Origin of the sequence: Vibrio mexicanus, assembly GCF_001012815.1 — a bacterium.
In the GTDB taxonomy this organism is placed as follows: Bacteria; Pseudomonadota; Gammaproteobacteria; order Enterobacterales; family Vibrionaceae; genus Vibrio; species Vibrio mexicanus.
Map to the genome: position 1 here is coordinate 103,201 of NZ_JYJP01000144.1, position 7,371 is coordinate 110,571.

The 7,371-nt window shown below is 46.5% G+C and carries 6 protein-coding genes and 2 pseudogenes; 4 read left to right on the top strand and 4 right to left on the bottom strand.

Going from position 1 to position 7,371, the window contains the following annotated elements:
- Positions 1–83: 83 nt before the first annotated feature.
- Positions 84–926 (top strand): endonuclease/exonuclease/phosphatase family protein, encoded by an 843-nt coding sequence (locus UA76_RS21775; protein WP_047049963.1) that lies wholly within the window; start codon positions 84–86, stop codon positions 924–926.
- On the opposite strand, the gene UA76_RS21780 is transcribed toward UA76_RS21775, so the two are convergent.
- The 3 genes and pseudogenes from UA76_RS21780 to gloB all read right to left on the bottom strand — a co-directional run bounded on the left by UA76_RS21780 (position 913) and on the right by gloB (position 3,994).
- A complete protein-coding gene (locus tag UA76_RS21780; protein ID WP_238322376.1) occupies positions 913–1,512 on the bottom strand; it encodes a YIP1 family protein in 600 nt (199 codons plus the stop codon). The genes UA76_RS21775 and UA76_RS21780 overlap by 14 nt on opposite strands.
- An 85-nt stretch (positions 1,513–1,597) precedes the next feature.
- A pseudogene (locus UA76_RS21785) lies at positions 1,598–3,015 on the bottom strand (lytic transglycosylase); the annotation flags it as partial.
- Between the two features lie 220 nt (positions 3,016–3,235).
- Positions 3,236–3,994, bottom strand: coding sequence for a hydroxyacylglutathione hydrolase (gloB, locus tag UA76_RS21790; protein ID WP_047049964.1), 759 nt, complete (start codon positions 3,992–3,994; stop codon positions 3,236–3,238).
- Between the two features lie 35 nt (positions 3,995–4,029).
- Here gloB and UA76_RS21795 point away from each other — a divergent pair.
- Positions 4,030–4,781: pseudogene (locus UA76_RS21795) on the top strand (class I SAM-dependent methyltransferase).
- Between the two features lie 16 nt (positions 4,782–4,797).
- Here the strand turns inward: UA76_RS21795 and rnhA are convergent.
- Entirely contained in the window at positions 4,798–5,262 is a 465-nt protein-coding gene (gene rnhA / locus UA76_RS21800) for a ribonuclease HI (RefSeq protein ID WP_047049966.1), read from the bottom strand.
- A 56-nt stretch (positions 5,263–5,318) separates the two neighbouring features.
- Between rnhA and dnaQ the strand changes: the two genes are divergently transcribed.
- Positions 5,319–6,059, top strand: a complete 741-nt coding sequence (gene dnaQ / locus UA76_RS21805; RefSeq protein WP_047049968.1) for a DNA polymerase III subunit epsilon — start codon at positions 5,319–5,321, stop codon at positions 6,057–6,059.
- Between the two features lie 8 nt (positions 6,060–6,067).
- Positions 6,068–7,318, top strand: coding sequence for a TIGR03503 family protein (locus UA76_RS21810; RefSeq protein WP_047049970.1), 1,251 nt, complete (start codon positions 6,068–6,070; stop codon positions 7,316–7,318).
- Positions 7,319–7,371 lie beyond the last annotated feature (53 nt).

Genomic DNA, 7,371 nt, shown 5'->3' on the forward strand with positions numbered 1-7,371 from the left:
AAAGGAGCCAGCAGGCTCCTTTTTTATTACAAGATATCTATTAGAAGACGTTCATTAGAAGAAGAACCATTAGAAGCCGTTTAATGATCAAGCGTTTACTTACCCTTCTGCTTATCGCAGTCGCTGCCATGGCATCAACAATTTACTGGAGCTTTTCTGTTCCAGAGTCTGCGGCTTTGTCTGATATTCATCAAAGCGATTCCGAAAAATCTATTCAATGCATTGAGCCTAATGCCTACGAGCAACTAGACAATCAGGGCAAGCTCAACATTCTCGTGTGGAATATTTACAAGCAGAACAAATCAAACTGGCAAGTTGAACTAGAGAAATTTTCTGATGATAAGCAGTTGGTGCTGCTTCAAGAAGCAAGTATGACGGATGAGTTGAAAACATGGTTAAACCAAAGCCATTGGTTTGGCCAACAGGTGGATGCTTTCTCTGCGTTAGATGTTACCGCTGGTGTGCTTAACCTGTCTGGCAGCGCGCCAAGTATCGCTTGCGCTTATGTGGAACCAGAGCCATGGTTGAGGCTACCTAAATCTGGGATTTTCGCTCGTTATCCATTGTCTTCAGGTAAAGAGCTAGCCGTGGTGAACATTCACGCTGTGAACTTCACTTATGGAACGACGGAGTATGAGCGTCAACTGGGAAAATTGGCTGAAGGCTTACGCCAACATACAGGCCCAATCCTAGTAGCGGGAGACTTTAACAGTTGGAGTGAGAAGCGAATGAAGGCGTTAGAAGCGAGTTTGAAATCACTCAACGTCGAGAAGGTCTCATTTACCCCAGACTATAGAACCGAGTTTGTGACAGGCCTAGTTCTAGATCATGTGTTTTATCGTGGCCTTACGTTAGAAAAAGCAGAGGCGCCACAAACGGACGCCTCTGATCATAATCCAATGTTGGTAGAATTTAGCCTGCAATAAGAATGTAGACTGCCCAAATCAGGTAGTAAGCGAGCCAAGGCAGGGCTGAAATTGCTAATGCCTGACCTCTTTCAAATTCCGTCCAAGTACCCACTGCTGCGTAACCTAATACGATGTACCATGGCAAAAGCAGTGGGAAAGAACTAGCAAACTGAGACCAAGCGTTACTTGGTGGCAGTTTAAGCAGGCCATTGAGGCTATTCAAATCAGCCGCGTAGCTCATCACTTGACCGTGTTTCAGAAGCACACTGACATAACTTGCTAGGTCGCCCACCACGGCTGGGAAAGTAATCACAGCACTTGCAGCAAACCAACGCCAGAAGCCGTGCTGATGCTGGCTAGGCTTCGTTGCCAAGTTAAACCAAAATGCTAGCATTAAGATGGTTAGAGTGCGGCCAAACACGTCGCTGATGATAGCACTGGCCATCAAAGTGTTTTCCTCTAACAGTTCAAGCTGTTGTGGCGAAGACTCAGCTAAATGTTCGACTAAGCCTGCTTTAAGCCAAGCGAAATCGACAATATCGAAGTAAGAGCCCAAAATAGGAAGGGGGACAAAATTAGGAAAATGTATGGCTGCCAGCCCCACATTCCACGTTGGTGAAGTGCGAGGAAACAGGCGCTTGGTGAACGAAAGATGTCCACCAACATGACGAGAGGGTTACTTGAGGGATTCATACACTCACCTTAGTCACATCAACATACAACTTCAGGCGTTGGCCTGGTTGCAGGTATTTCTTCTTACTCAAGTTATTCCATTTTACAATGTCGTTACTCTTCACTCTAAACTTGTTAGCGATGCCGCTAATAGTGTCGCCAGAGCGTACATTGTAGAAAACGGTGCGAATGATGGCACCATCGCTGCTGTCTTTCCAAATGACAAGCTCTTGCCCAACTCGAAGGGTATCGCGTGGTCCCATACCATTCCATTTGGCCAGAGATTGATGTGACACTTTGTTCGCGCGAGCAATGCTCCATAGCTATCGCCACTAACGACTCTATGAGTTAGTTTGATTTGGCCACGAGACTGAGATTGAGTTTTAGCCAATCGGTTTGCAGCGCTTAAAGCATAAGCTTGGTCATCACGCGTTGAAGTTGGGATCATCAAATGTTGGCCAACTCGAATCGTATTGCCTGATAGGTTGTTTGCATTACGAATGACTTGGCTAGTGGTGTTGTATTTACTCGCAAGCACACTCAGGCTATCGCCTGCTTTGACTTGATAGCGAACCAATTGCATGCCTTTACCGCGGTTCTCTTCGACTTTTTGGTTGAATGAGTCGACTGATTCAACCGGAAGCAATAATTGCTGAGCGCCGTCTGGAGAAGTTGCCCATTGATTGTAGGCTGGGTTTAGACTTTGGAGTTGTTTAACGGAGATCCCTGCGTAATCTGCTGCAATGGCTAGATCAAGCTGCTCTTTAGGGTCAACTAGTTCAACCACGGGTTTGTTGGCAATTGGTGGGATGGTGAATCCGTATTTTTCTTGGTTGGCGACGATATCAGCCAGTGCCAACAGTTTTGGTACGTAACCACTGGTCTCTTTTGGTAGGTCCAAAGAGAAGAAGTCTGTTGGCTTTCCGAGGTTACGATTCTTACGAATGGCGCTATTTACACGGCCACCACCGCTATTATAAGCAGCGATTGCATGGTTCCAGTTACCATCAAAGCGGTTATTCAAGTCAGTAAGAAAATCCAATGCTGCATCGGTTGCTGCAGAGACATCGCGTCGGCCGTCGTACCAAAAGTCTTGCTCTAGGCCGTAGCTTTTACCTGTTGCAGAAACAAACTGCCATAGGCCGGCTGCGCTGCCGTGTGAATACGCAAAGGCATCGAAAGAGCTCTCTACCACCGGCAGTAGCGCCAGCTCCATAGGAAGGCCGCGTTCTTCAATGCGCTCGGTAATCAGGTACAGAAACGGCTCTGCACGCTGCGAAACGGTTCTTAAATGGTTCGGGTGTTTTAAATACCAAGTACGATAGTAGTCAACCTTTGGATGATCTGGGATCTCCATTTCAAGCTGCATCGCAATACGTTGCCAAACATCTTCTTGATTTTGAGGTGTGACGACGGGAGTCGGTTCAACCGCAGGTTCATCTGGTGTGGTGCTTGGTGTAACTACAGGCTTAGTCACCTGTGTCGTTGAATCTGTTGTGTTGGATTCCGTTTCCTGATCCATAGGCTGAGTTAATTGGCATCCTGTTAGCATCAGCACCAAAACCCAGCTGTGTTTCAATCGCATTTTTCAGCCCTTTTATAATTTGGCTGATGATAATACTTGTCACCCTAGCCGAGTGACAAGCAGCAAAACGTTAAAATTCGTTCTTCCACTCACGTAATGCTGTAAAGATTGAGACAGGATCGGTTTGCAATGTCCGATTTGTGACAGATTTGATGACACTCGGCTGATCCAAGCGTAAGAACGGGTTTATCCACTTTTCTTTGCGTATGGTGGTGGGTATCGTGCTCTTGTTTTGCGCTCTTAATCGGTTGACCTCATCTCGATATTGGTGGAGTTGCGTATTGTCTGGTTCAACTGCAAGGGCAAAAGCAAGGTTGGCAGTGGTGTATTCATGGGCGCAGTAAACTTCGGTTTCTTCAGGCAGTGCGGCAAGTTTGCTCAGAGAGTCATGCATTTGCTGCATAGTGCCTTCAAATACGCGTCCACAGCCTGCAGAGAATAAGGTGTCGCCACAGAATAGTTTGCCGTCTCCGACATAGCCAACGTGACCAAGCGTGTGTCCTTCTAAACCCAGAACCCAAAAAACTTCATCGAACAGCTTAATTTGATCGCCCGCTTCGACGGAGTGGGTCATGGTTGGGATAGGTTCTTTTACAGAACAAACCACATCCACATCTGGAAATTGTCTAACCAGTTCGGCAACGCCACCAATATGATCATTGTGATGGTGCGTAATTAATATCGCCTTAAGATTAAGGTTGTGCTCTTTAATATAAGCAAGCACAGGCGTGGCATCACCCGGATCGACGACGGCACAATCTTGATCGCTATTTTCGATGAGCCAGATGTAATTGTCGTTAAATGCAGGTATGCTTTTGATATGTAACATGGTTAGGTCTCCGATCCCTAAGGTGTAGCAGTTTAATGGTCACATCCGCACGTAGTGAAAAGAAGATAGAGAAACCTCACGAGTGGCGTCAACTAAAAAATGGCCCATGGGTGAGTGAATCGATACAAACGCGCCTTGATGAATGGTGTCCTAAACTGTTCGGCTATCACCTACTAAAATTGGGTGGTTTGAGCTGTGAGCTGACAAGTTGCAACTGTAACATCCAACATCAAGTTAACCTAGATATTCAGAACCCACTGCATAACGTAATTGCCGACGGTTACGATCTCCCTTTCTTAGAAAAAAGCTTCGATGCAGTCATTATGGCGCATCAATTGGACTATTGTAACGACCCACATCGCATGTTGCGCGAAGTGGATCGAGTGATGGTCGATGATGGCTATTTGATTATTACCGGCTTTAATCCACTAAGCTTATCTGGCTGTCGAGCTTGATGCCGTGGCGAAAAAACAATTTGCCTTGGAGTGGTAGAATGTTTACCCCAGGGCGGATTAAGGATTGGCTTGGGGTGTTAAACTATCAGGTGATTCATTGTGATACGTATGCGCTATTTCCGATGCAAAAGTATCAGCCGCTTTGGACTTGGATGGAAAATGCGATGGGCGATTGGGCGTCGCCGATGGGGAGTTTGTACTTCATTGTGGCGCGTAAACGCACCTATCCGCTAAAACCGATTAAGCCACACTGGAAATTAAAGCGCCGACTTGCTCCTGTCAGCGCTAACTGCAACATTCATAATTGTCAGTGTGAGAGACACTCTCGATAAATATACTCTCATTAAATTATGTGGTTTGATAGCCTTCATCGTTTTCGGTTGGGTTTTCTGCAGCTGCACGAGCCAGTTCGTCGCACATTTCGTTCTCACGATGGCCAGCGTGGCCTTTCACCCAATGCCATTCCACTTGGTGACGAGCAGTTTCTTTGTCTAGGGCTTGCCATAGATCGGCATTTTTAACCGGTTTCTTGTCGGCAGTTTTCCAGCCTCGTTTCTTCCAATTATGAATCCATTGGGTGATACCTTGGCGCACGTATTGGCTGTCGGTCGTCAAAGAAACTTGGCAAGGTTCTTTAAGGGCTTGTAAACCCACTACGGCTGCTAGCATCTCCATGCGATTATTAGTCGTGAGGGTATAGCCTTTGGCTAGGGTCTTTTCCACTTGCTTATATCGAAGGACGACACCATAACCGCCGGGGCCAGGGTTGCCTAAACAAGAACCGTCAGTGAAAATTTCCACCTGTTTCGTCATGATTTGATACTATTGGGTTAAGCACATTATCGGCATAGTCTGACACAAGATTTGATATGAATACTAGCGACAATTCCAAGCAAAAACGTATTGTGGTTTTCGATACGGAAACCACAGGTATGAACCGTGAAGGTGGCCCACACTATGAAGGTCATCGAATTATCGAGATTGGTGCCGTTGAGATTATCGACCGCAAGCTAACAGGGCGTCACTTCCACTGCTACATTAAGCCTGATCGCGAAATCCAGCCAGATGCGATTGAAGTACACGGTATCACAGACGAATTCTTGCGTGACAAACCGGAATACAAAGACATCCACGATGAATTCTTAGCCTTTATTAACGGTGCGGAGCTGGTGGCTCACAACGCGCCCTTCGATATCGGCTTTATGGACTATGAGTTTGGTAAGCTGGATGCGGCGATTGGTAAAACTGAGCAATATTGCAAAGTGACCGATACACTGGCGATGGCCAAGCGCATGGCCAATATGCCAGCAAGGAAAAACCTCGATTCATTAGCGAAGCACTACACAATTGATACATCGGCGCGTGTGCTCCACGGGGCATTGCTCGATGCCGAGATCCTTGCGGATGTTTATCTGGCGATGACCGGTGGTCAAACTTCACTACAGTTTTCTGCAGACAGCGGAGAAGGAAATGAAGGCGGATCAAGCATTAAGCGTGTCGCATCTGGTCGAAAAGCATTAAAGGTTTTGATGGCAACCGCCGATGAATTAGAAGAACATCAAAAACGATTGGATATAGTCGAAAAAAATGGCAGTTGCCTCTGGCGTTAGGAGATAGGATGTTGAGGATTGTTTTCATCATAATTGGATTGTTATTTAGCGTGAGCTCGTTCGCTCAGCAAGAATCCTCAATGTCACTGCTTGATAACCGTTTTAGGGTCGACCCCACAATCAAACAGATTACCTTTGTGATCTATCGTGCTGAACGCTCTCAACCCGTGGTATTAGTGCGTCCCGACGGCAAAAAATACTATGCTTGGCGTCATCCTGATGATGTTCGTTGGTATCAAGAGTCGTCTATGGACATCATCTCTATTGATAATCCAATGCCAGGTCCTTGGCAGGCCGTGGGTAAAGTCACGCCTAAGAACAACATCAAGTTAATCTCGCACCTTAAGCTAACAACCGATGAATTCCCTGATCGTCTATTCCAAGGCGAGGAGATTAAGTTCACGGCGCGTTTAACCTCAAATGATGAGCCGCTGGTACTCAGAGACTTTTTAGATCGCGTCAATCTGCAGGTGACGTTCACTAAGTTTATCGAAAACGAAGAGTCGCTTGTGAAAGAAGCCCGCCCAATTCCGAAAGTGATGGGTGTATTTGCCGATGATGGACAAGGCTTGGACGAATACGCGGGTGACGGCGTATTTACCGTTGCGCTGCCAATCGAGGCGGAGCCAGGTAAATACCGTGTGCGAATCACATCCGGAAATGGGGTTTTCCTTCGTGCTCATGAGCAAGAAGTTCTGGTTTACCCAATGCCGATTCAGCCAACCTTTATTCAATCTCGTGAAGAAGGCCAGCCGCACAGTCTGGTTATTTCAGGCGAGCAGGGCATGATTGCACCCGGTTCTTTGGCAGCTCACATTGAGCACTACCAAGATGAGACACTATTAGAAACTGCGCAGGGTTCGGCGATAGAAGAGTCTCTTAAAGTTGACCTTAATTTCGATTATCAGGGCGCTATTGGTAATTTCCGTTGGCTGGGTAAAGTGTTTGCCACGGATTTGGCGTCAGGTCGAGGCCTCAAGTTTGCTATCCCGCTTCATACCTATAGTGTTCTAGAAGAAGTGAACTTTGAAGAGACTCGTCGATTGCAAGAAGAAGAGAAGCGACTTCAGCAAGAGCGATTGGAAGAGCTTAGACAGATTCAAATGCGTGAAGAGAAGCGCAAGAAGAGTATGATGATCATCATTGGTGGTAACGTGCTAGCGATTATACTTGGGCTGCTTATCTGGTTTATCCGCAGCAAATTCAAAGCGAGAAAAGCGGCGGTTCCAGAGATGCAATTGGATATGCCCAAAAAGTAGAGTGAATAAAGTCACTTGGGATAAAACAAAAGGCTGCGTTATGCCTGTCTCTT